Source organism: Pseudomonas sp. fls2-241-TYG-175, from assembly GCF_030209155.1.
Classification (GTDB): Bacteria; Pseudomonadota; Gammaproteobacteria; order Pseudomonadales; family Pseudomonadaceae; genus Aquipseudomonas; species Aquipseudomonas viridiflava.
The window spans coordinates 67604-90778 of the sequence record NZ_JARVSO010000005.1; the positions used below are offsets into that span (position 1 = coordinate 67604).

Annotated in this window: 18 protein-coding genes; 13 read left to right on the forward strand and 5 right to left on the reverse strand. The window is 59.1% G+C overall.

The genetic code is table 11. The annotated features are described in order from the left end of the window. Positions 1-2: 2 nt before the first annotated feature. Positions 3-1013, forward strand: a complete 1011-nt coding sequence (locus QRN20_RS05610; protein ID WP_096768041.1) for an alpha-xenorhabdolysin family binary toxin subunit B — start codon at positions 3-5, stop codon at positions 1011-1013. Positions 1014-1067: 54 nt separating this feature from the next. On the opposite strand, the gene QRN20_RS05615 is transcribed toward QRN20_RS05610, so the two are convergent. Together QRN20_RS05615 and QRN20_RS05620 are read right to left on the reverse strand one after the other, a co-directional pair. After that, positions 1068-1685 carry a TPM domain-containing protein gene (locus QRN20_RS05615; protein ID WP_029243221.1) on the reverse strand — a complete coding sequence of 206 codons (618 nt, stop codon included), beginning with the start codon at positions 1683-1685 and terminating at the stop codon, positions 1068-1070. Positions 1686-1712: 27 nt separating this feature from the next. Beyond that, positions 1713-2405: a TPM domain-containing protein gene (locus QRN20_RS05620; RefSeq protein WP_032664052.1), complete on the reverse strand. Its 693-nt coding sequence runs from the start codon at positions 2403-2405 to the stop codon at positions 1713-1715. A gap of 319 nt (positions 2406-2724) precedes the next feature. On the opposite strand from QRN20_RS05620, the gene bglX reads away from it, so the two are divergent. The 9 genes from bglX to QRN20_RS05665 all read left to right on the forward strand — a co-directional run bounded on the left by bglX (position 2725) and on the right by QRN20_RS05665 (position 17318). Continuing rightward, positions 2725-5049, forward strand: coding sequence for a beta-glucosidase BglX (gene bglX, locus QRN20_RS05625; RefSeq protein WP_122413680.1), 2325 nt, complete (start codon positions 2725-2727; stop codon positions 5047-5049). A gap of 76 nt (positions 5050-5125) precedes the next feature. After that, positions 5126-6883: a sensor histidine kinase gene (locus QRN20_RS05630; RefSeq protein ID WP_122490830.1), complete on the forward strand. Its 1758-nt coding sequence runs from the start codon at positions 5126-5128 to the stop codon at positions 6881-6883. Positions 6884-6889: 6 nt separating this feature from the next. After that, positions 6890-8224 (forward strand): two-component system response regulator MifR, encoded by a 1335-nt coding sequence (gene mifR / locus QRN20_RS05635; protein ID WP_122490831.1) that lies wholly within the window; start codon positions 6890-6892, stop codon positions 8222-8224. Between the two features lie 221 nt (positions 8225-8445). Then, complete coding sequence (locus QRN20_RS05640) at positions 8446-10827, forward strand: PAS domain S-box protein (protein WP_122606006.1); 2382 nt, start codon at positions 8446-8448, stop codon at positions 10825-10827. Positions 10828-10912: 85 nt separating this feature from the next. Next, positions 10913-12607, forward strand: coding sequence for a molecular chaperone HscC (locus QRN20_RS05645; protein ID WP_122490832.1), 1695 nt, complete (start codon positions 10913-10915; stop codon positions 12605-12607). A gap of 5 nt (positions 12608-12612) precedes the next feature. After that, a complete protein-coding gene (locus QRN20_RS05650) occupies positions 12613-14253 on the forward strand; it encodes a J domain-containing protein (protein ID WP_163003845.1) in 1641 nt (546 codons plus the stop codon). 180 nt (positions 14254-14433) lie between these two features. Then, positions 14434-15759 carry an MFS transporter gene (locus QRN20_RS05655; RefSeq protein WP_122499770.1) on the forward strand — a complete coding sequence of 442 codons (1326 nt, stop codon included), beginning with the start codon at positions 14434-14436 and terminating at the stop codon, positions 15757-15759. Between the two features lie 375 nt (positions 15760-16134). Then, positions 16135-16566, forward strand: a complete 432-nt coding sequence (locus tag QRN20_RS05660) for a hypothetical protein (protein ID WP_122425536.1) — start codon at positions 16135-16137, stop codon at positions 16564-16566. Positions 16567-16694: 128 nt separating this feature from the next. Then, positions 16695-17318 carry a flavin reductase family protein gene (locus QRN20_RS05665; RefSeq protein WP_004881319.1) on the forward strand — a complete coding sequence of 208 codons (624 nt, stop codon included), beginning with the start codon at positions 16695-16697 and terminating at the stop codon, positions 17316-17318. Positions 17319-17327: 9 nt separating this feature from the next. Here the strand turns inward: QRN20_RS05665 and QRN20_RS05670 are convergent, their stop codons facing one another. After that, positions 17328-17555 carry a hypothetical protein gene (locus QRN20_RS05670; protein WP_004881321.1) on the reverse strand — a complete coding sequence of 76 codons (228 nt, stop codon included), beginning with the start codon at positions 17553-17555 and terminating at the stop codon, positions 17328-17330. A gap of 150 nt (positions 17556-17705) precedes the next feature. Here QRN20_RS05670 and QRN20_RS05675 point away from each other — a divergent pair, with 150 nt between their 5' ends. Together QRN20_RS05675 and QRN20_RS05680 are read left to right on the forward strand one after the other, a co-directional pair. Continuing rightward, on the forward strand, positions 17706-17876 hold the full coding sequence (locus QRN20_RS05675) for a hypothetical protein (protein ID WP_162850617.1): 171 nt from the start codon (positions 17706-17708) through the stop codon (positions 17874-17876). A 130-nt stretch (positions 17877-18006) separates the two neighbouring features. Then, on the forward strand, positions 18007-19503 hold the full coding sequence (locus QRN20_RS05680) for an MDR family MFS transporter (protein WP_058432502.1): 1497 nt from the start codon (positions 18007-18009) through the stop codon (positions 19501-19503). A gap of 24 nt (positions 19504-19527) precedes the next feature. Here the strand turns inward: QRN20_RS05680 and QRN20_RS05685 are convergent, their stop codons facing one another. Together QRN20_RS05685 and pmeR are read right to left on the reverse strand one after the other, a co-directional pair. Next, positions 19528-20637 carry a DUF3396 domain-containing protein gene (locus QRN20_RS05685; RefSeq protein WP_050575435.1) on the reverse strand — a complete coding sequence of 370 codons (1110 nt, stop codon included), beginning with the start codon at positions 20635-20637 and terminating at the stop codon, positions 19528-19530. Between the two features lie 477 nt (positions 20638-21114). Continuing rightward, a complete protein-coding gene (gene pmeR, locus QRN20_RS05690; RefSeq protein ID WP_029243232.1) occupies positions 21115-21768 on the reverse strand; it encodes an auxin-lysine conjugate-binding transcriptional regulator PmeR in 654 nt (217 codons plus the stop codon). Between the two features lie 254 nt (positions 21769-22022). Here pmeR and QRN20_RS05695 point away from each other — a divergent pair, with 254 nt between their 5' ends. Continuing rightward, positions 22023-23174, forward strand: a complete 1152-nt coding sequence (locus tag QRN20_RS05695; protein ID WP_025996799.1) for an efflux RND transporter periplasmic adaptor subunit — start codon at positions 22023-22025, stop codon at positions 23172-23174. Position 23175: the final 1 nt, after the last annotated feature.

Below are 23175 nucleotides of genomic sequence, written 5' to 3' on the forward strand. Positions count from 1 at the left end.
ACATGATGAACACTGACGCCTCCCTGGCTGAACCCTTTGCAGCACCCGACAGAGCACTCATGGACGCGGCTCGTCAACAGATTCATACGCAGATTGCATCGTTGACGCTCGACTTCCTGCCTGCCATGAAAGAGAAGTTGATGCCCTTGAAGGCGACCCTCAACGCTGCCGATTCGCAATTTGCGGATAACCTGGCCACCCTCACTGCGCAGTTGAAGACGTTCAGCACTGCGGCCATCGACCAGAAACAACAGCAAATAGACGCGGACCAGAGCCTGAGCAACGAACAGAAGAACCAGGCCCTTACGCTGCTGGATGCCCAGCGGGTTCGGCAGGCATTGGAATTGAACAAGGTTTTGGCTAAAGCCGCTCATGCCATTGCGAGCACCACCGACGATCTTCAGCAGATCAGGTTGCAACTCGTGGACAGCAAACTGACAGAGACGCTGCAAGGGCAGCTCAACGGCTTCAATCAACAGGCTGCCGGACAGAAAGCCAAAATGGATACGGAGGCAGAAGACCGTCGTCTGCTGGATGAAACGGTCAAGACGTACGAACAGCACAATCTGGCAGACGTATTCAAGGACGCGCTGCCGACCACGGAAGAGTTGTCGACAATTGCCATTCCCTCGCCGCACCTCATGGCATTGCAACTCGGCATTGGTCGATTGCAAACGCTCATAGGCAAGCTCAGCGGGGCATTGAAATATTCCGATCTGATCACCGAGCGTGAACAGCTGCGCACTCGCTACAACAACCTGCTGGCAGAATCCCAAACCGCGCAAAAAGAGGCGAAGGAGGTTACCCGGAAACTGGAAGAACTGGCGACATTGGCCGGTCTGGACAATAACAGGATGATCTGGGTTCAGCAGTCCAGAAAGCTCAGTGATTCCCTTTACCGCTTTCTGGAAAACGACGTGTCGAAAGTCAAAGACCCGACCCTCGTCAATCAGCAGATCGAGCAGTTCAGCGCTTACATGAAGTCGATCTACAGCGTTACCCGCAACACTTGAGTCTTGCTGAACGCCTACGGGCAGGTAAACGTGTTCATCCTTACCTGCCTGTTTTCAACCCAACACCACCAGCCGATTGGGCAGCTCATTACGGCCATGGGTGACCGGAACATGATCGGCCAACAGCTCGCCGCAGGCATGAATGCAGCCTAAAAACCCCTCAAGGGTCTGACCGTTCCTGACCTGCTGAGTGAAGACATCGACCATCGCTTTCCAGGTATCGTCGTGCAGACGGCTGGCAATGCCATGGTCGACAAGAATTTCAACGTAGCGCTCGGCTTCGCTGACGAAAACCAGAATGCCGGTTCCGTCGTGGGTCTTGTGCAGGTTCTGCTCCAGAAACTGACGCCGCGCCAGATTGCCCGCTCGCCAGCGCCGCACCGAAGCGGGCACCAGATGCGCGGTCACCCGTGGAATACGACAGATCAGCGCGACCACAATGAACGTGCTCATTTGAGCCAGCATCAACTCATCGGCACTCAACCATTGCAGGCAGTAATTGACGGTGCCGGGCAGCAGCAGACCCAGTAGACCGCCCCAGATCAACGGCATGTAGGCATAGTCGTCAGCCCGGGCGGCCAGTACTGTCACCAGTTCGGCGTCGGTGCGTTGCTCCACACGATCAATCGCCTCTGCCACCTGCCGCTGTTCTTCTCTGTTCAATAAAGCCATGACTCTCTCATTTCCCGAATCGGTCAATTACCAGTTGCCCGAGGCACCACCGCCATCGAATCGGCCGCCACTACGGCCAGCAGGTTCCTCGCCGGGCCAAAGACGGCCGACCGAGCGCCGAATGCTGACGAACACGATCAGCAGCACAACGAGGGTCAGAACAATGGCCGTCAGCCAGACACGGAAATCGCTCAGCGGCTCTTCATAAACAGCAAGACGGGCCGCAGGTTCAGGATAATCCGGGACCTGACCACCCAGCGCGGTGATCATCGCCTGTGCGCCACGCTCGATGCCGATGGCAAACCGGCTGTCATTGAATTCGGGTGTCACCAGCATGTTGATGATGAGCGACGACTGGGCATCGCTCAACCGGTCTTCAAGTCCGGAGCCGACCTCCATGAGCACCTTGCGCTTTTCACGGTCGACCACCAGCAGGGCACTGTTGGCCTTGCCGCCCCGCCCCAGATCCCAGGCATCGCCCAACTGGGCACCGAACTCTTCGATCGTCGCGCCCTGCAGATCCGCCAGGGTGACGACGACAATTCGCTCACCGGTGGTCTGTTCATAGGCACGCAGCAACTTTGCAAGACGCACGGTCGTCTGACTGTCGAGCATCTGTGCCGCATCTACGACACTGCCCGTCATGGGCGGAAAAACCAGTACGGGCTGCTCGGCCTGGGCACGAAATGCCACGCCCAGCGTCATTACCGCGTACAACATCATCTGGAACACACACTTCAAAGCTGACCTCCGGTGCTTTTTGAAACCATTGAAACGACCGCCTTAGCCAAAACACACGTTCCCCGGCATAATCCATCGCCGATGCCGAGCACGGGACACTGTTGACCGAGCGAGGATGTGTACAAAAATCAATCAAACCGACGATTTTCGTACACACCCTGGAAAGCCCTCGTGCAACGAAACGGGCAGCAACTATTCTTGCGCCCTGCTCGAACAATAACGCCAAAGGTCTATAACCCAAAAACTGGCTGTCGGATATTAAACGCGAGTTGCCGACAAAAGCCTTGAGAATTTATTGATGAATAAGCTGTGTTTATTAGGTTTGCTGGTCGGTCTGGCCAGTCACTCCATGATCGCTCAAAGTGCCGCGGCTGTTGACGCTCCGGCCTCTTCTGCCGTCTCGGGCAAGTCCACACTTCAGGCAAAGAATGCGTTCATCAGCAAACTGATGAAACAAATGACTCTCGACGAAAAGATCGGTCAGCTGCGCCTCATCAGCATCAGCGGTGAAATGCCGCAGCCCATGATTCTCAAGGAAATCGCTGCCGGACGCATCGGCGGCACGTTCAACTCCATTACACGCTCGGAAAACCGTCCTTTACAGGAGGCGGCTGTCGCCAAGAGCCGTCTGAAAATTCCGATGTTCTTTGCGTATGACGTGGTCCACGGCCATCGCACGATTTTCCCGATCAGCCTCGGCATGGCCGCCAGCTGGGACATGGACGCCATTGCGCTGACCGGCCGAGTGTCGGCGAAAGAAGCCAGCGCCGACGGCCTGGACATGACCTTCGCCCCCATGGTCGATATTTCCCGTGATCCGCGCTGGGGTCGCAGTTCCGAAGGCTTCGGCGAAGACACCTATCTCGTCTCACGCATTTCCGACGTCATGGTCCGGTCGTTCCAGGGCAAGAACGTTGCCGCCAACGACAGCATCATGGCAGCCGTCAAACACTTCGCCCTGTACGGCGCGGTGGAAGGCGGACGCGATTACAACACCGTGGACATGAGCATGACGCGCATGCACAACGACTACCTGCCGCCATATCGCGCCGGTGTCGACGCAGGCGCCGGCGGCATCATGGTCGCGCTGAACTCGATCAACGGCATCCCGGCGACTTCCAATACCTGGCTGATGCAGGATCTGCTGCGCAAGGACTGGGGCTTCAAGGGCGTCACGATCAGTGACCATGGTGCGATCAAGGAGCTGATCGAACACGGTGTGGCAAAGGACTACCGTGAAGCCGCCAAGCTGGCCATCAAGGCCGGTGTCGACCTGAGCATGAACGACGTGGCCTACGGCGAGCAGTTGCCCGGTCTGGTCAAGGACGGCGAGGTTTCCATGAAGGAAATCGACAACGCCGTGCGTGAAGTGCTGGGTGCCAAATACGACATGGGCCTGTTCGCAGCGCCTTATGGCCGTATTGGCGTAGCCGCCGATGATCCGGCCGACACCTACTCCGACGATCGCCTGCACCGTGCCGAAGCCCGCGACGTGGCGCGCAAGACACTGGTGCTGCTGAAAAACCAGAACGACACCCTGCCGTTGAAGAAACAAGGCACCATCGCCGTGATCGGCGGCCTGGCGCAGAGCCATCTCGACATGCTGGGCAGCTGGTCGGCAGCCGGTCGTCCCAATCAGTCGGTGACGGTGTATGAAGGTCTGCAGAATGCTGTTGGCGACAAGGCCAAACTGGTCTACGCCCGTGGCGCGAACGTCAGTGACAACGAACACATCCTCAACTACCTGAACTTCATCGAGAAGGAAGTGGAAATCGATCCACGTCCGGCTCAGGAAATGATCGACGAAGCCGTCAAGGTGGCCGAGCAGTCCGACGTGATCGTGGCGGTGGTCGGCGAGTCCCGCGGCATGTCCCATGAATCGGCAAGTCGCAGCAGCCTGACCATTCCGGGCAAGCAGCGCGACCTGATCAAGGCACTCAAGGCCACTGGCAAGCCACTGGTTCTGGTATTGATGAACGGCCGTCCGCTGGTGCTGGTCGATGAGCAGGAACAGGCTGACGCCATGCTCGAAACCTGGTTCCCGGGCACCGAAGGCGGTAACGCCGTGGCTGACGTGCTGTTCGGCGACTACAACCCGTCGGGCAAACTGGCCATGTCGTTCCCGCGTTCGATCGGTCAATTGCCGGTCTACTACGCGCACCTGAACACTGGCCGTCCTTACCATGAAGGCAAGCCGGGCAATTACACCTCGCACTACTTCGAAGAGCCAAACGGCCCGCTGTTCCCCTTCGGCTATGGCCTGAGCTACACGCAGTTCGACGTCTCGGACATCAAGCTGTCGGACGCCAACATGGCACGCAAAGGCAAACTGACCGCCAGCGTGACGGTCAAGAACACCGGCAAGGTAGCCGGTGCAACCATCGTTCAGCTGTACCTGCGCGACGTTGCCGCCTCGATCAGCCGTCCGGTGAAAGAGCTGAAAAACTTTGAAAAGGTCATGCTCGAGCCAGGTGAAGAGAAAGTCGTTACCTTCACGCTCAGCGAGAACGATCTCAAGTTCTACAACGCTCAGCTCAAGTACGCCGCCGAGCCCGGCGAGTTCAAGGTCATGATCGGCCTGGACTCCCAGACCGTGAAAGAGGCGACCTTCAATCTGTTGTAAAAATCGCTGATAGCGCCTTCACGAGCCGAGTGCCCGTGAAGGCGCCCAGGCGGTACGTTCAGGCAGCGCAAGAAACATGACGTTCAAGCATCGCTACTGGCGCCTATCCCTTTATGTGATGCTGATTCTGGCTGGCGCAGCCGTATCGGCCGGATTGGCGATGCGTCAGGCGCAGCGCCATGCCCTGTCGGAAGACGCCGTTCGCGCCAGTGGTCAACTGGCGTTGTACGCCAATACGCTGCACACCCTGATCGAACGTTATCGTGCCCTGCCCTCTGTGCTGGCGCTGGATCCGGAAATCCGTACGGCCTTGAGCGGACCGGTCACCGAGGATGTCCAGAACCGGCTCAACCTGAAGCTGGAAAAAATCAACGCTGCTGCCCACTCATCGACCTTGGAACTGCTGGACCGCCATGGTCTGGCGGTCGGTGCCAGCAACTGGCAAACCCCCAACAGCTATGTCGGTCACAACTACGGCTTTCGTCCCTATTTCCTGCAAACCCGCGCGCAAGGCACCGGACGTTTCTACGCAGTCGGCGTGACCACCGGCATCCCCGGTTACTTTCTGTCCAGCGCGGTGCTGGACGATGCCTCCGGGTTCATCGGTGCGATGGTGGTGAAACTGGAATTCCCCACCCTTGAACAGGAATGGGGCCAGGGCGATGACCTGCTGATGGTGAGTGACGATAAAGGCATCGTTTTCATTGCCAACCAGCCAGGCTGGCGTTACCGGGAGCTGGAGCCCATCTCGCTCGAAAACCGCAGCGAACTGCTGCGCACCCGCCAGTACGACAAGAAACCGCTGACACCGCTGCGCAGCCGGATCATCGATCAACTCGGGGAACACAGCCAACTGCGCCGCGTCGATGGCCCGGACGGCACGGCAGACTATCTCTGGCAGTCATTGCCGCTGCCGGATGAAAACTGGACGCTGCACCTGCTGCGCAAACCACCGTTGGCCAATGAGGACATCCGTAACGCTGGAATCGCCGCCGCCGGAATCTGGCTGGCACTGGTGTTTCTGGGCCTGTTCCTTTACCAGCGCTGGCGCCTGGCCCGTTTGCGTGAGCGCAGCCGTGATGAACTTGAACGTCTGGTTCAGGAGCGCACCCGCGATCTGCAGACAGCGCAGGACGGTCTGGTGCAGTCCGCCAAGCTGGCAGCGCTGGGCCAGATGTCGGCGGCACTGGCTCATGAAATCAACCAACCCCTCACAGCACAGCGCATGCAACTGGCGACCGTGCGTCTGCTGCTGGATCAAGGCCGCATCGAGGAGGCCTGCAAGGCGCTGATACCGGTGGATCAGCAACTGACGCGTATGGCGGCATTGACCGGGCACCTCAAGACGTTCGCACGCAAAAGCCCCGCCGGTCTGCGCGAACGGCTGGACCTGGCGACCGTGGTCGATCAGGCCTTGCTGTTGCTCGAGCCTCGCCTGCATGAAGAACATGTCGATTGTGTGCTGCAACTGTCACGCCCGGCCTGGGTGCGCGGTGATGCGATCCGCCTGGAGCAGGTCCTGATCAACCTGTTGCGCAATGCGCTGGACGCCATGCGCGGCAGGCCCCCGGCGCGCCTGGAAATCCGTATCGAGCCGCTGGACGGTCAATGGCGACTGAGCGTCGTCGACACGGGCGAAGGCATCGCACCTGAAAACCTGAACAGCATTTTCGATCCATTCTTTACCACCAAACCGGTCGGCGACGGGCTGGGGCTCGGTCTGGCAGTGTCCTATGCAATCATTCATGAATTGGGTGGCCAGTTGAGCGCAGAAAATCACGGCAATGGCGCAGTGTTCTGGTTCAGCCTGCCCAACGACTTTCTGGAGACCTGACCCGGCATGTTGAACTCGGTCATCGTGGTAGACGACGAAGCCCCCATCCGACAGGCCGTTGAACAGTGGCTGACCCTGTCGGGTTTCACTGTGCAGGTTTTCGCCAGGGCTGAAGAATGTCTGGCAGAACTGCCGGAGCACTTCCCCGGCGTAGTACTCACTGACGTGCGTATGCCGGGCATCAGCGGGCTTGAGCTGCTGGCACGCCTGCAGGTCATCGACAAGGACTTGCCGGTCATTCTGCTGACCGGTCATGGCGATGTCCCCATGGCCGTCGAAGCCATGCGCGAAGGTGCCTACGACTTTCTGGAAAAACCCTTCAGCCCGGAAACACTGATCAGCAACCTGCGCCGCGCCCTGGAAAAGCGTCAACTGATTCTGGAAAACCGACGCCTGCATGAGCAGGCCGACGCCCGTACGCGGCTGGATGCCACGCTGCTGGGCATGTCGCCGAGCCTGCAGACGTTGCGCCATCACGTGCTGGAACTGTCGCAGCTGTCGGTGAACGTCATCATTCGCGGCGAAACCGGCAGCGGCAAGGAGCTAGTCGCCCGTTGCCTGCACGACTTCGGCCCCCGCGCGAGCAAGCCGTTCGTCGCGCTCAATTGCGCCGCCATTCCCGAACACCTGTTCGAAGCCGAGCTGTTCGGCCATGAAAGCGGCGCGTTCACCGGCGCCCAGGGCAAGCGCATCGGCCGCCTCGAATACGCTGACGGCGGCACGGTATTTCTCGACGAAATCGAAAGCATGCCCATGGCGCAGCAGGTCAAACTGCTGCGGGTACTGCAGGACAAGCGGCTGGAACGGCTGGGCTCCAATCAGAGCATCGACGTCGACCTGCGAATCATTGCAGCCACCAAGCCGGATCTGCTGGAAGAAGCGCGCGCCGGACGCTTTCGCGAAGACCTCGCCTACCGGCTCAACGTGGCCGAACTGCGCTTGCCTGCGCTGCGTGAACGACGTGAAGACATTCCGCTGCTGTTCAACCACTTTGCCCGTGCAGCGGCAGGGCGCATGGGCCGTGACGCCCCGGTGGTCAGCGCGGACAGGCTGAGCCAGTTGCTCAGCCATGACTGGCCCGGCAATGTGCGCGAACTGGCCAACGCTGCCGAACGCCAGGCTTTGGGCCTGACCCGGCCAGACGTGGAGACACACGCCGAACCGACCGGACAGTCTCTGGCGGCTCAGCAGGAAGCCTTCGAGGCCCAATGCCTGAGAGCCTCGCTGGGCCGGCACAAGGGCGATATCAAAGCGGTGCTCCATGAATTGCAGTTGCCGCGCCGGACCCTCAACGAAAAAATGCAGCGTCACGGTCTCATGCGGGAAATGTTCCTGAGCTGAAGGACGACCGGCCAAAAATACTTGTCTGGCTATAACCGAACATTTCCATATGCACCGGGTCTGCATACTGTCACGCCACCTTTGGTCGTGATCGCTGGATACTTGCAAGGCACAATGACATCATTGTCAGCCTTGATACTCCAGCCAACCTCAGCAGTCCGAAACATGGGGCATTTTCTACCGTGAATACTCCCCTCGACCTCCCTTTGGGTGGCGGCGAAATGGGTCGGCTTATCCGAGAGACAGACTGGTCGACGTCTGCTCTGGGGACCAGGAACAACTGGCCATCGGCACTGTTGTCCTCAATGAATTTAATGCTCAGTTGCCCGGACAGCATGTACGTGCTGTGGGGACCTGAATTCACGCTGTTCTTCAATGACGCCTACTGCGCCGTGCTGCCTGTCGCAGCCAGCCAGGCACAAGGGCAGCCTATCGCTTCGGTCTGGGGCGATGCCTGGGAAGACGTGCGTTATCTGGCCGAACAGGCGATGGCCGGTCACAGCTGCCGATCCGATAACATCCAGCGCACTGTGACCCGTAACGGAAAATCCGAGCTGACCTGGTGGTCGTTGTCCTATTCGCCGCTGTACGGCAACACGGGCGTGATCGAAGGCGTGTTTTGCCGGGTCAACGAGACCACGGCGCACGTACTCGCCCAGGCCAGACAGAATGAGAACGAAGCCTTCACCGACCGGGTCCTGTCGAGCATCAACGATTGCATCAAAGTGCTGGACCTTGACTCGCGCCTGACCTTCATGAGCGAAGGCGGTCAGCGCATCATGGAAGTCAGCGACTTCAACGCGATCCGCGGCTGTCCGTGGCCGGACTTCTGGCAGAACCAGGGCAATCTCGAAGCCAAGGCCGCAGTCGAAGCAGCCCGGGCGGGAAAGAGCGCCAGTTTCATGGGCTCGGCGCAGACCATGGCGGGCACCGTCAAATGGTGGCACGTGCAGGTCAGCCCCATTTTTGGCACCGACGGCAAGCCGGAGAAAATTCTCTGCGTGTCCCGCGACATGACGCAGTTGCGCGATGCTGAAGAAGCCCTGAAAGCCTTGAATGAATCGCTCGAACAACGCGTGGTGGAGCGCACCCGTGATCGCGACCGGATCTGGCGACTCTCGACCGACCTGATGCTCGTGGCGCAGTTCGACGGCATCATCAACGCCGTCAATCCGGCCTGGACTCAGGCACTGGGCTGGTCCGAGCAGGCGCTGGTGGGCGGCCAGTTCCTGACGCTGGTGCATCCCGATGATGTGGATAGCACGCTTACCGCCATGAGTGGGCTGGAGAACGGCCAGAACATTCCGCACTTCAAGAATCGCTATCGGCATGCCGACGGCTCGTACCGGACGATTGCCTGGACGGCGGTGCCGGACCAGCAGTTCATCCATGCCGTGGGCCGCGACATCCAGGCTGAGGAAGAAGCCAATGAAGCCCTGAGGCTTTCTCAGGATGCGCTTCATCAGGCACAGAAACTGGAAGCCATCGGCCAGCTCACAGGCGGCGTGGCGCACGATTTCAACAACCTGCTGACCGTGATCCGCTCCTGCAGCGACCTGTTGAAACCTGCTGATCTGGACGAAGCGCGGCGGGTCAAATACGTCGAGGCCATCTCCAGCACCGTGGACCGCGCTGCACGGCTGACCGGCCAGCTACTGGCCTTCGCTCGTCGACAGGCGTTGCAACCTGAAGTGTTCGACGTGGGCGAAAGCGTCGCCCGTATCGGGGAAATGATGGACACCCTGACCGGGTCGCGGATTCAGGTCGATATCGATGTGCCTGCAGAACCCTGTTTCATCTTCGCCGACGGCAGCCAGTTCGACACGGCACTGGTCAACATGGTGGTCAACGCCCGCGATGCAATGGCAGGCTCGGGCCGCCTGACCATCAAGGTGGAACGGTCTGCCTGCCCGTCCAGCGAACTTTCCCCTTCACTGAGCGACGGGGACTACGTGACAGTGACCCTGACCGACACGGGCTCGGGCATTCCCAAGGAAAAACTGGGGCTGATCTTCGAACCGTTCTACACCACGAAAAGCGTCGGCCAAGGCACCGGACTGGGCCTTTCGCAGGTGTTTGGCTTTGCCAAGCAGTCGGGCGGTGAAGTACTGGTCGAAAGCGAACTGGGCAGCGGCAGCCGCTTCACGCTGTGCCTGCCCAGCGCGCAGAATCATGAAATCGCTCCCGAGCAGAAAGGCCAGACCCTGAGCGCCCTGCCCGGCCTGTGCGTGCTGATGGTGGAAGACAATCAGGACATCGGCACCTACACCCGACCGATGCTTGAGCAACTGGGATTTCAGGTGGTCTGGGTCTCCAGCGGCAGCGAGGCGTTGCAGGAGCTTTCGGGCAACCCCGAGAGTTTCCAGTTGGTGTTTTCGGACATCGCCATGCCGGGCATGAGCGGTCTTGAGTTGTACGCCGAGATCGAAACGCGCTACCCGTGGATGCCGGTCGTGCTGACGACCGGCTACAGCACTGAGTTCGCCCAGTTCGCTCAGGACGAATCGCACCGCTTCGACCTGTTGCAGAAACCTTATGCGCTGGAAGACCTCGCCACCCTTCTGCACAAGGCAGCGTCTCGACGCACAGAATCGAAGGACTGAAATACTGCTCGCCGTTTCAGCCCGGACCGGACATTCTTTTACTTTTTGAGCACTTGGACAGCCGTATGCAAGGAGAAGGTTTGACATGATTGTCGGTATTGATTTGGGCACGACCAACAGCCTGGTCGCCGTGTGGCGCGACGGTAAAAGCGAGTTGGTCACCAACGCGCTGGGAGACACCCTGACCCCCAGCGTCGTCGGGCTTGATGACGAGGGCCAGATTCTGGTCGGCAAGGCAGCACGGGAGCGCCTGCAGACCCATCCCGATAAAACCACCGCACTGTTCAAGCGCTACATGGGCAGTGCCCAGCAAGTGCGTCTGGGCGCCGATACCTATCGTCCGGAAGAGCTGTCCTCGCTGGTACTCAAAAGCCTGAAGGCCGATGTCGAGCGTGCCTACGGCGAGCCGGTGACCGAAGCCGTCATCAGCGTGCCGGCCTATTTCAGCGATGCCCAGCGCAAGGCCACGCGCATCGCGGGTGAGCTGGCCGGGCTCAAGGTCGAAAAACTGATCAACGAACCCACGGCGGCGGCGCTGGCCTACGGGCTTCATCAAAAGGAAGGCGAAACGTCCTTTCTGATCTTTGATCTGGGTGGCGGTACGTTCGACATTTCGATCCTGGAGCTTTTTGACGGCGTGATGGAAGTCCGCGCCAGCGCGGGTGACAACTTTCTTGGCGGCGAAGATTTCGACAGAGCCTTGCTCGACCATTTTGTCAGCGCACATCAGGGCGACTCCAACTTTCCCGCAAGAGCGCTGATCGAGCCCTCGCTGCGACGTGAAGCGGAGCGGGTTCGCAAGGCGCTGGGGCAAGATGAATTTGCCGACTTCGTCCTGCGTCACGCAGACCGCGAGTGGCGCAGGACGATTACCCAGGAACAGGTCGCAGAGCTTTATGCCCCGTTACTGGCGCGCCTGCGCGCACCTATCGAGCGGGCACTGCGTGACGCAAAGATTCGTGTCGCAGATCTCGATGAAATCCTGCTGGTGGGCGGCACCACACGCATGCCGCTGATCCGCAAGCTGGCCGCCGGCATGTTCGGGCGCTTCCCGTCGATCACGCTCAACCCCGATGAGGTGGTCGCTCAGGGTGCTGCGATCCAGGCCGCGCTCAAACAGCGCGATGCGGCGCTGGAAGAGATCGTGCTGACGGATGTGTGCCCTTACACACTGGGTATCGAGATTTCCCAACGGGTATTCAACGGGCATCAGGGCGGGCATTACCTGCCGATCATCGAGCGCAACAGTGTGGTGCCTGTCAGCCGGGTACAGACCGTCAACACGGTTTCGGACAATCAGAGCGAGGTCATTCTGAGGATCTTTCAGGGTGAAAGCCGGCTGGTCAAAGACAACATTGCGCTGGGCGAGCTGAACATCCCGGTCCCCAAAGCCAAGGCTGGCGAGATCGAACTGGATGTGCGCTTCACCTACGACAACAACGGGCTGCTCGAGGCCGACGTGTCGGTCCAGGCCACTGGCATCAGTCACAGGCTGGTGATCGAAAACAATCCCGGGGTCATGACGCCGACCGAAATTCAGGATCGACTCAAGGTACTGGAAGCACTCAAGGTTCATCCTCGCGAAAAGCAGGTCAACACCCACCTCATGGCGCGCCTGGAACGTCTGTATCAGGAGTACCTGGGCGAGCAGCGTGAAATGCTCGGCAACTGGGCCGCTCAGTTCCAACGTGTGCTGGAAACCCAGGATGAGCGTCAGATTGGTGAGATGCGCAGACATCTCGAACAGCAGGCAGACCACTTCGAACGAGGTGAGTGGTGACGACAATGGATTGTTGGGGTGTGCTGGAGCTGGATCACGACGCCGACGAGCGCAGTATCAAGCGTCAATATTCAAGGCTGTTGAAAACGACCCGGCCTGACGATGACCCTGTGGCCTTTCAGACTCTGCGCACGGCGTATGAACAGGCGCTGAACCGGGCGCGCAATCGCGTCGAAGACGACGAGAGCGACGAGGAAGACAGTCTGTTCGCCACGCCCGGCGTCAGGGACACAGAACCTGCGGCTCATAGGCCTGCTCTGGAGATTGTGCCTGTCGCACCGCCTCTTATGCCGACGCTGGCAAAGGTCGAACCTGTGCGCCCGGCCGTCGTCGAGACAAGCTGGTATGAACAGGCCATGCGGACCACGCCACAGAATCTGGAGTCGCAACACCAACTGGCGCGGGAACAAGGCTGTGATGACGAATTTCAGCAGCACCTGGCCAAGCGCTGCCTGCTTGAACCTGACGAACATCTGGAGCTGATTCAGGCGGCAGTCGTCCGGTTGCATTGGTTGACGCCCCTGCAAAAGCTGCAGTTCAGGGCGCATCAGACGCAACGCCTGACACAAGCCCTTCTGGACAGCTCGTTGCCCGCGTTTCGCGACCTGCTCGCCAGGCATCAGGAGCGTGAGTTTCTGGACGCGCTGAAGGCGCTGGAGCAACAACCGTGGTTGGCATCACTGGATCAGCATGACCAGCTCGAACACTGGACCATGACACTGCTGCTCAACACCGATGAATGGAGCGCTTCCCTTTTCGAGCGCATTTCAGGTCTCTTCGATTGGGATCGGAAACACGACGTACACTCCGGCACACCCTCGCTCTGGATGCACCTGATCGAGCGCTGCGAGAAAAAGGAGTTTGCCCGACGCCAGCAGCAATTGCTGTCAGGTCCTCTGGACAGCGCCGACGCTCATGCTGCGCACCTGTTGCTCGATCCACCCCCGCTGAGAGAGCAGTTGCGTATTGCCAGGGAATGCGATGACGACGTCTGGGTAGCGTGCAATCGATTGAGCTTCGACCTGTCGGAACGTCATCCGGAACTCCTTGAACTGTTTCCGGATGCAGACCTGCATGGCTGGCGAAAACTGCGCCGTCAGGTTGGTTTCAACCCTTATGCCAGGGTGTATGCCGCTGGCGTATCTCTCGCCCTGACCGCGCAGTACTTCCAACCGCCGGGCAAGACGTCCATCGGGTTTGACCTGTTCTTCTGTTTCGTCATGACGCCTGTGCTGATGATGACGGCTTTTTACATCGCACAGGCCATCTGGCAACCGTTCAGAGACGCGTTTGAATCGACGGATAAATGGCTGAGTGAACGCGTGTTGCCCGTGTCGCTCAGTTGGCCGGGTTATCAGGCCCTGGTACTGGCCCACGGCATTCCGATAGTGCTCGTTGGCGTCCTCTACGCGCATTCGGGCCCGATACCGCTGGCCTCTTATGTTGCCGCCCTGCTGGTCTGGATTTACCTGTCTCCCTACCGACTGTCTTTGATCAAAGACGCTGTCGGCACAAAGACCGGAGGATGGAGCCGGTTCAAAGAGGCCTGCTCAAGGAACATCGGCAAATGGGTGATGCTCACGATGGGCCTGATGTTTGCCTTCGTGATTGCCGTGATCATCTTCGGGCCTGGGCCTGCTCGCTAGCCGAGCGAACAACGCCATCGGCAATAATCCGCTCACCCAAACACCCCGGATGAGCGGATTATCGCTCATCCAACGTTTTCAACCCCTCTAAAACAACCCTCTCTGGTGTGGCACAGCTCCTGCTATGGAACTGGTCAGGGCATTGAATGCCTCCTCTAAAAATAATGAAAAAGGATCACCATGGAAATTTCCAACTCCCTACCGAAGGGGTCGGCGGGCGCCTCCGCTGCTCCGAAAACCACTTCGAGTCGCCTCAAATCCATTTTCAGCGGTTCGGTCGGCAACATGGTCGAGTGGTATGACTGGTACGTCTACGCCGCCTTCTCGCTGTACTTCGCCAAAGCCTTCTTCCCCAAGGGCGACACCACTGCCCAGTTGCTCAACACGGCTGCGATTTTTGCCGTCGGCTTTCTGATGCGTCCGATCGGTGGCTGGCTGATGGGCCTGTACGCTGACTACAAGGGTCGCAAGGCGGCGCTGATGGCCTCGGTGCTGCTGATGTGCTTCGGCTCGCTGATCATTGCCCTCACGCCCGGTTACGAAAGTATCGGCGTCGGCGCACCGATCCTGCTGGTGTTCGCCCGTCTGCTGCAGGGCCTGTCGGTCGGTGGCGAATACGGCACCTCGGCCACCTATCTCAGTGAGATGGCAACCAAGGAACGTCGCGGCTTCTTCTCCAGCTTCCAGTACGTCACCCTGATTTCCGGCCAGCTCATCGCGCTGGGCGTGCTGATCGTGCTGCAACAGACGCTGACCACCGAGCAACTGTACGCGTGGGGCTGGCGTATCCCGTTCGTCATCGGCGCGCTGTGTGCGGTGGTTGCGCTGTTCCTGCGTCGTGGCATGGAAGAGACCGAGTCCTTCACCCGCAAGAAAAAGGAAAAGGCCAAGGAAAGTCTGATGCGCACGCTGATGCGTCATCCCAAGGAACTGATGACTGTGGTCGGCCTGACCATGGGCGGTACGCTGGCGTTCTACACGTACACCACCTACATGCAGAAGTATCTGGTGAACACGGTCGGCATGAGCATCACGGACTCGACGACCATTTCGGCGGCAACGCTGTTCCTGTTCATGGTGTTGCAACCGGTGATCGGCGCGCTGTCGGACAAGGTCGGCAGACGCCCGATTCTAATCGCGTTCGGCGTGCTGGGCACCTTGTGCACCGTGCCGATCCTCACCACCCTGCACACCATCCAGACCTGGTGGGGCGCGTTCTTCCTGATCATGGCAGCGCTGATCATCGTCAGTGGCTATACCTCGATCAACGCAGTGGTAAAGGCGGAACTGTTTCCGACCGAGATTCGTGCGCTGGGCGTGGGCCTGCCCTACGCACTGACCGTGTCGATCTTCGGCGGCACGGCTGAGTACATTGCGCTGTGGTTCAAGAGCATCGGCATGGAAACCGGCTACTACTGGTACGTTACGGCCTGTATCGCGTGCTCGCTGTTGGTGTATGTCTTCATGAAGGACACCCGCAAACACTCGCGAATCGAAACCGACTGACCTCGCGTCCCAGTGATAAAGGGCAGCCAGCAGCCGGGGCTGCCCTTTTTTGCGGGCGCGAATCAGGCTGTCATTCAGAGGCCGGATGTTTCCAAGTGTTTCACTGCGGTGCACATTCCGGCTGAAAAATAGGCCCAAACCACTGAATTAGATATTGTTTTTATTTGTCAAGAGCCTTTATTACAGGATTTTTCAGAAAACGCACCATCATGATGCCATCACCCCTGCAAGGCCCGAAAACAGAGCGCTCGGGCCAATTATCATTTTCAGCGATGGTCGGTAGCAATCCGATTAACTTCTTAATAATCCGTCAGCGCGTAGCATTGCCTCCATACCGGGATGACAACTCACCCGACCCAAACTGGAGACACCCTCATGAAAACTACCAAACTGATTTTCGGCCTCGCCTTCTCTGTTCTGGCTTCGAGCGCTTTCGCACTGCCAGCCGTGACTACCAGCGACCTGTCGAACGCCCCTATCGTTGCCGAAGGCGGCACCAAGCACACCAACGTCGGCTCGATCCGCGTAGCTGCTGACGGTGCTGATCGCGTCGGCGCCAACCGCCAGGCCGCCGATGGTGCTGACCACGTTGGTGCAAACCGCCTCGCTGCCGATGGTGCTGATCGCGTCGGTGCCAACCGCCAGGCCGCCGATGGTGCTGACCACGTTGGTGCAAACCGCCTCGCTGCCGATGGTGCTGATCGCGTCGGTGCAAACCGCCAGGCTGCCGATGGTGCTGATCACGTCGGTGCAAACCGTCTGGCCGCTGATGGTGCAGACCGCGTAGGTGCCAATCGCCGCGCTTAAGCAACACGCTTCACAACACCTCAAAGCCCGGCACATGCCGGGCTTTTCAGTGTCTGAATGCTGGCATCCGCTGCCAAAGCGCAGCACTATGCTGCCAACCCCGTCATTGAGCTGATCAGGAAACAAGCATGTCAGACGCTATTCACTCCTATGAACCGTCCAAAGGTCATGGTTTGCCTCACGACCCGTTCAACGCGATTGTCGGCCCGCGACCCATTGGCTGGATTTCGTCCCAGGACGCCAACGGCAAGCTGAATCTGGCGCCTTATAGCTTCTTCAACGCGTTCAACTATGTGCCGCCGATCATTGGTTTTTGCAGCGTCGGCCGCAAGGACAGCCTGAATAACATCGAGCAGACCGGAGAGTTCGTCTGGAACCTGGCAACACGTTCGCTGGCTGAAGCCATGAACCAGACCTGCGCCCCGGTCGGTGCGGACGTCAGTGAGTTCGAACTGGCCAACCTGACGCCGCTGGCCTCGCACATCGTGGCTGTGCCGCGCGTACTGGAAACGCCGGTCTCGTTCGAATGCAAGGTCACGCAGATCGTCCAGCTACAGCGCGCCGACAAGGAGCTGGTACCCAGCTGGCTTATTCTGGGCGAAGTGGTTGCGGTGCATATCGCCAAATCCTTGCTCAAGGACGGCGTCTACGACACCGCCGCCGCCGAGCCGATTCTGCGCGGCGGCGGACCTGCAGATTATTTCCAGCTGGGTCCTGAAGCTTTGTTCAAGATGTTCAGACCGGGCGCCTGATCACTCGTATTACCAGACCAGTTCACCCTCGGCGTCGACGCTGGCCAACCGCTCAAGCTCTGCGGTTGCGGCCAGATCGGCCTCGTGGGCAGTCTTGAACGTCTGCCCCGGCAAAACCGCGTGGAAGCGTGGAGCTCCTCCGGCGCGAGCCTTGACCGCGATTGCCGCACGGTAGCCCTCCTCGCCGGGCATTACCGCGGATACAGCTTCGAATTCTTCGTATTCCTTGCGCGCCATCGGTCTTGAACCTGCCAATCAGTGAAAGCACGAATTTTAGCCTGTAAGGCTGACGGTGTGTTGCTGGCGCATTCTGTACAGCCTCCATTCCTGTCCTACACTCCAATCAGCTCTTTCAAATTGCTTTGCAACTGAAGTGAGGAGTGCAACATGAGACCCATAACAAGAAAATGCATGGCAGTGGCAGGTGTTATCGCTGTACTCGGTGTTTATGCAGCCGGTGCCTGGCGCACCGAGCTGGCGCGACAGGCACCGACGGTCGTGAGCTGCTCGTTCGGTCATTGCGTGCCGACCAACTCAACCTTCAGCGCGTTGCGATGACTGACAGTGCTTCATGTATTTCATCGCTGATCATATGAAGGGAGCTATCGATTAGCCTCCTATCGGATTAGACTGGCCAGACATCTCCCGTCACGTTTGCGGCGGGTCAACACTGCCATCAGGTTCTGCCTTGACCAGTCTTCCCCCTACCCCCACTGCTATCCGCAGCATTCTGTTCGCATTGATGATGGCCGTGTTCCTCAGCGCGCTCGACCAGACCATTGTCGCGGTCTCGATGCCTGCCATCTCTGCCCAATTCAAAGACATCGACCTGCTGGCCTGGGTGATCTCCGCCTACATGGTTTCGCTGACCGTTGCCGTGCCCATCTACGGCAAGCTGGGCGATCTGTACGGACGGCGCAAGCTGATGCTGTTCGGCCTCGGCCTGTTCACCCTGGCCTCGCTGTTTTGCGGAATGGCCCAGAGCATGGAGCAATTGGTACTGGCTCGCGTGCTGCAGGGCATTGGCGCGGGTGGCATGGTGTCGGTCAGCCAGGCGATTATTGCCGACATCGTTCCGCCCCGTGAGCGAGGCCGTTATCAGGGCTATTTCAGCAGCATGTACGCCGTCGCCAGTGTCGCCGGACCTGTGCTCGGTGGCCTGATGACCGAATACCTGTCGTGGCGCTGGGTATTCCTGATCAATCTGCCGCTGGGGATATTCGCGTTGGTGGTGGCCTGGCGCACGCTGAAAGGGCTGCCGATTCCACAACGCAAACCGATCATCGATTATCTGGGCACGATACTGATGATCATTGGCCTGACTGCCTTGCTGCTGGGCATTACCGAGATTGGTCAGGGCCACGGTCTGGACGATGTACAGGTGCAAGCGCTGCTGGGCGTCGCCCTGCTGACCCTGGCGCTGTTTGTCTGGTATGAAAGGCGCGCCAGAGAGCCGCTGTTGCCCATGCACCTGTTCGCCAACCGCAGTGCGGTGCTTTGCTGGTGTACGGTATTTTTTACCAGTTTCCAGGCCATCTCGCTGATTGTGCTGATGCCGCTGCGCTACCAGACGGTCACCGGTGGCGGCGCAGACAGCGCGGCGCTTCATCTGCTTCCTCTGGCGATGGGCATGCCGATGGGTGCTTATTTCGCTGGGCGGCGTACGGCCCTGACCGGACGTTACAAGCCCCTGATCGCCACCGGCGCGGTGCTGATGCCCATCGCGATTCTGGGCATGGCGTTCACCCCGCCGCAGTCGATCGTGCTGATGAGTCTGTTCATGATCCTGACCGGTATCGCCTCAGGCATGCAGTTCCCGACCTCACTGGTAGGAACACAGAACTCGGTCGACATCAGGGATATGGGCGTTGCCACCAGCACCACCAACCTGTTCCGCTCATTGGGCGGTGCGGTAGGCGTGGCGTTGATGTCTGCCCTGCTGCTGGCCATGCTGCAGCACACCGGCGTCGGTCAGCTGGAGCCTGGGGCCATCGGCCATGAAGGCGCCTCGGGCAACGTGCTGCTCGACAGTCTGAATGCCGCCACCGGCCCGGCGCTGGAGACCTTGCGCGCCGAGCTGGCCCTGACCTTCAGAAATCTGCTGATCACCAGCGCGGCCATCTCGTTGCTGGGCATTGCCGCTGCCTGGGCCATGCCCAACAACCTTCTGCGGGGCCGTGACTAGTCGCGGCCGATGACGAGGCGGCGGTCACTCCGACTGAGCCGCCCAGAACCACTGGGTTCTCTTGCCTTTCAGGTGTTCGAACGCGGGCATGATTTCACTTTCATTGAAAAACCGCCGAGACCGGGCCCTGGCATTGCTGAACCAGTAGCCCGCCTGAGGACACGCCCGACCAGCATCCACCGGCTGAGGAGGCTTTTCGTCAAAACGGGCGAACCACTGCGCAGTTGTCTGCCTGGTAAAACCAAGCCCCGGTGCCAGATAGGGGTGAAGATTGCCGGTGTCCTGCAAACGAATCGGCTTGATCACCTTGTTGACGGCTCTATAGGAAGCAGGCGGGAGCCGACCGCGCTCGCCCAGTTCAGGGACGCTTCCGGCGCGGATCATCAGCCCGGTGCTGTACGCATGGAAGACGATATCGCTGTGCCCGCTCAACTGAGCCCGGAGCCTGTCGCTGCTGCCCAGGCGTCTCACGAAAGACTCGCCCAGAACCGTATACCAGCCCACACCCTTGATATGGTCCAGCAGGCGAAGGCTTTCTATATGCGGTCCGGGATCGACCATCAGCCCCACATACTGCTGGGCGAGCCGATATTCCCACGAAAGATACTGATGTCCGTCACAGGGAAGGATGCAGGCCAGACCGCCGAACCCATGTTCGGCCTGCACTTCGCTGCTCAGGTACCGGATCCAGCCTTCATAGTTTTTCAGGCCGTCGGGCTCGGTCAGGTACGACCAGGGCAATACCATTTTCAGACAGGAAAGATCATTGTCGGCCTGCCCTTCAGAGGTGTTCATGACAAACAGGCTGTAGCTGGCAACTTCGGCCTGGGTGGCGCTGGCAATCGACCAGACGAACTGGTCCTGTGGCGAACCATGGACCACCTGGCGTCGGCAGGAAGCGAACCCGGAAGGTGTCAAACGACGCATGCGTTTATAGAGCTGCCATTTGAGCACCGGTTTGAAGGCCGTGTAGAAGCGTGAAAAGCAGGCCTCCACCCGCTGCTTCGCATCCTGGGTATGGCCTTTTCTGAAATACAGCGTGGTGATCAGCCCCAGACGAACAACCGGCATTCCCTGTGCCGAGTCCACGGCAATGCGCTCGGCCTGTAACTCCAGTCTTAACAGTGGGCTCATGCAATCCAATACAGCCTGCGGCATCATTCGGCCCTCCCCCGGCTGTCAACCGGGGCGGGGCTTTGTGCAAAGCCATCAACGCCCGGATGATCCATCCGTCGGAATGAAGTTCGGCCAGCGCAGCTCAGGCGGATTGTCGCCTGGCGGGCTTTTGCACAACTGTCCTTGTTTTCAGCGCATATAGGCGCAAGATTTCGCCTGGACATGCAACTTCCCTCTCACCATGTCGATTAGGGAGCGAAGAGTGAAGGGAGTTTCGAAGCGGAGCAATACACGGAATTTAGTTTGGGAAATCAGCTACATGTTTCAGGAAATGTCCTACCGACGTCCTACAAGCTCACGTCATCCTATGCCGTAAAAGCGTATTACACACACATACGCGGACGGACAAATGTCAGCAAACGGTAAACTTTTTGTTTACCGCAATTAATTGAATTCGAAGGGTGCCCATTTGGAACCCGACAGCGTTATATTCTGTCAGCCTTCAATCAGAAGCTTTGGCACACGCAGTGAAGGGCTGAAACGCAGCATGTCCATGCAGACTTCCACCAGTTGCTCGGACTCCGACGGCAGTGAGTAGCTGTCGGGCACCAGCAACCACTGGTAGATGATGCCGTTTACGTATGAAAACAGAGCGACCGCCGCGCGAGCCGTATCCAGATCTTCTGGCAATTGTCCCTGACGCACGGCATTGCTCAGCCCCAGTTGAATACGCTCGTGGCATCCAATGGCGTTCTCTTGACGTTGACGACGGAAATCACACATCTCGTCAGTAAACTCGCATTTATGAAAAAGGATTTCATTGATGCGACGGGTTTTAGGGTCAAGTGCAAGCTCATGAAACAGATGAACCAAGAGATTCTTCATGCAACCCAGCGGGTCTTCTTCGTCTTCGTCCTGACTGGCCTGCGACATTTCGTCGAGCGGTTCCTGCAGGCTGTCCAGCATCGCCTGCACCAGATCGGCCTTGTTGTTGAAATGCCAATAAATGGCACCCCTCGTCACACCGGCAAGCGTCGCGATGTCGGCCAGCGTCGTGCGAGCCACACCGCGCTCATAAAACGCCTGCTCGGCAGCCTCCAGTATCTGGCTGCGAGTGATCTGAGCTTCCTCTTTGGTGCGACGAGCCATGGCAATCAACCTCAAAAAAATCTCTTCAGGCACCTGTGTGGTTCACGGCCTGGAGACAAAACCGGGCGGCAGTTGTTTTGCCTTGTCCCGAACCCGCTGATGGCACCCTTCGCGGCGAATGATTGCACAGGGAAGGTATTTACAAACAGCCATGAATGTAAGTATATTCCTTAGCATGCTACTTATCTAGCCGAAATATTTTTTAACACTTCAACACTCTGTTGAGTAAACAGGCTCCTGCCCCGAGGATCTTCATGCAATTCAAGCCAGCTGTTACCGTTCTGGTCACTGCCGTCGCCCTGGCAACCCTGCTCAGCGGTTGTGGCAAGAAGGAGCAGGAGGCCCCGCCTCCGCAGACCCCTGAGGTCGGTGTCGTCACACTGAAAGCCCAGCCGTATACCCTGACCACCGAACTGCCCGGCCGAACCACTGCGTTCCGCGTGGCTGAAGTCCGGCCGCAGGTCAACGGCATCATTCTCAAGCGCCTGTTCACCGAAGGCGGGGATGTGAAGGCCGGTCAGCAGCTGTATCAGATCGATCCTTCTGTTTATGAAGCCAGCGCCAACAGCGCCAAGGCGACCCTGCAGTCGGCCAAGTCGATGTCCGACCGTTACAAGCAGCTGGTGAATGAGCAGGCCGTCAGCCGTCAGGAGTACGACACTGCGCTCGCGTCGACCCAGGAAGCTCAGGCTGCCCTGCAGTCCGCCCAGATCAATCTGCGTTTTACCAAGGTACTGGCGCCGATTTCCGGCCGCATCGGTCGCTCGGCTGTCACCGAGGGCGCGCTGGTCAGCAATGGCCAGACCAACGCAATGGCGACAATCCAGCAACTGGACCCGATCTACGTGGACGTCAACCAGTCCTCGGCAGACATGCTCAAACTGCGCGCCGACCTGGCCAGCGGCCGGTTACAGAAGTCGGGGGACAACTCTGCGTCGGTCAAGCTGACCCTGGAAGACGGCAGTGAATACCCGCAGGAAGGCAAGCTCGAGTTCTCCGAAGTGTCGGTCGATCAGGCCACCGGATCGGTGACCCTGCGCGCTGTGTTCCCCAACCCGGACCACATGCTTCTGCCCGGCATGTTCGTTCACGCTCAGCTGAAGGCTGGCGTCAACAGCAAGGCCATCCTGGCGCCGCAGCAAGGCGTGACCCGCGACCTGAAAGGTACGCCGACCGCTCTGGTGGTCAACAAGGACAACAAGGTCGAGCAGCGTGAACTCGTCACCAGTCGTACTACCGGTGCCTACTGGCTGATCGAGAAAGGGCTGAGCGAAGGTGACCGCGTGATCACCGAAGGCCTGCAATACGTCAAACCAGGCGCTGAAGTGAAGGTCAAGGAAGCAACCAACCTCACCGCTGACCAGTCTGCCAATGCTGCCCCTGCTGCCACTGGCAAAGGTGAGTGAT

Coding starts and splice junctions, on each gene's coding strand:
- QRN20_RS05685 (WP_050575435.1), bottom strand. CDS start 20,637: ATGAGCCCACTGTTAAGACTGGAGTTACAGGCCGAGCGCATTGCCGTG.
- QRN20_RS05610 (WP_096768041.1), top strand. CDS start 3: ATGATGAACACTGACGCCTCCCTGGCTGAACCCTTTGCAGCACCCGAC.
- QRN20_RS05660 (WP_122425536.1), top strand. CDS start 16,135: ATGAAAACTACCAAACTGATTTTCGGCCTCGCCTTCTCTGTTCTGGCT.
- QRN20_RS05695 (WP_025996799.1), top strand. CDS start 22,023: ATGCAATTCAAGCCAGCTGTTACCGTTCTGGTCACTGCCGTCGCCCTG.
- QRN20_RS05640 (WP_122606006.1), top strand. CDS start 8,446: ATGGGTCGGCTTATCCGAGAGACAGACTGGTCGACGTCTGCTCTGGGG.
- QRN20_RS05645 (WP_122490832.1), top strand. CDS start 10,913: ATGATTGTCGGTATTGATTTGGGCACGACCAACAGCCTGGTCGCCGTG.
- QRN20_RS05615 (WP_029243221.1), bottom strand. CDS start 1,685: ATGGCTTTATTGAACAGAGAAGAACAGCGGCAGGTGGCAGAGGCGATT.
- QRN20_RS05630 (WP_122490830.1), top strand. CDS start 5,126: ATGACGTTCAAGCATCGCTACTGGCGCCTATCCCTTTATGTGATGCTG.
- pmeR (WP_029243232.1), bottom strand. CDS start 21,768: ATGGCTCGTCGCACCAAAGAGGAAGCTCAGATCACTCGCAGCCAGATA.
- QRN20_RS05665 (WP_004881319.1), top strand. CDS start 16,695: ATGTCAGACGCTATTCACTCCTATGAACCGTCCAAAGGTCATGGTTTG.
- QRN20_RS05650 (WP_163003845.1), top strand. CDS start 12,613: ATGGATTGTTGGGGTGTGCTGGAGCTGGATCACGACGCCGACGAGCGC.
- QRN20_RS05670 (WP_004881321.1), bottom strand. CDS start 17,555: ATGGCGCGCAAGGAATACGAAGAATTCGAAGCTGTATCCGCGGTAATG.
- QRN20_RS05675 (WP_162850617.1), top strand. CDS start 17,706: ATGAGACCCATAACAAGAAAATGCATGGCAGTGGCAGGTGTTATCGCT.
- bglX (WP_122413680.1), top strand. CDS start 2,725: ATGAATAAGCTGTGTTTATTAGGTTTGCTGGTCGGTCTGGCCAGTCAC.
- mifR (WP_122490831.1), top strand. CDS start 6,890: ATGTTGAACTCGGTCATCGTGGTAGACGACGAAGCCCCCATCCGACAG.
- QRN20_RS05620 (WP_032664052.1), bottom strand. CDS start 2,405: ATGTTGTACGCGGTAATGACGCTGGGCGTGGCATTTCGTGCCCAGGCC.
- QRN20_RS05655 (WP_122499770.1), top strand. CDS start 14,434: ATGGAAATTTCCAACTCCCTACCGAAGGGGTCGGCGGGCGCCTCCGCT.